Genomic DNA, 495 nt, shown 5'->3' with positions numbered 1-495 from the left:
ACGCTCAGCACCGCGGCGTAAAAGCACCACACCGAGGCGAAGGCATACCCCTTCACCAGATGCACGATCGTCAGCCCGATCACGTTGAGCGCACCATAGGTCCGCACCACGCGGTGGGTGGACAGCAGCAGCGCCCCACACGTCGCCAAGATGTAAAGCAGCGACACCCACAATTGGCTGGTGATCGGGTTGGTGTACCGGATCGAATGCTGCTCGATGACGGCGCAGGTCGGCGCGACGACAAGACCCGACATGTCCCAAGCGAACACCACCGCGCCGACCGCAACCGTCCCCAAAATCGCAATGCGCCGCCATCCCGGAGGCTCCATCAGCAGCACCGCGACTGGCATCAGCAGCGGCAGGATGCCGATTGCGTAGAGCGTGAACAGGAACACCGCATGATCGAGTGCATAGGGGCCCAGCCGCCCCTCAAGCGCGAGCCACACCATGCCTTCGGAAAACTGGTGCGCGGAAAACAGCAGCGGGACACAAGCG

1 protein-coding gene is annotated in these 495 nt (G+C 63.2%); it reads right to left on the bottom strand.

Annotated elements, in window-relative coordinates:
• The coding region (locus AACY45_RS28105; RefSeq protein ID WP_339548735.1) for a DUF6629 family protein at positions 1-495 on the bottom strand (495 nt) is incomplete at both ends.

It is taken from the genome of Pseudomonas sp. RA_35y_Pfl2_P32, from assembly GCF_963970735.1.
Classification (GTDB): Bacteria; Pseudomonadota; Gammaproteobacteria; order Pseudomonadales; family Pseudomonadaceae; genus Aquipseudomonas.
This window is presented reverse-complemented; position numbering and strand designations above follow the sequence as displayed.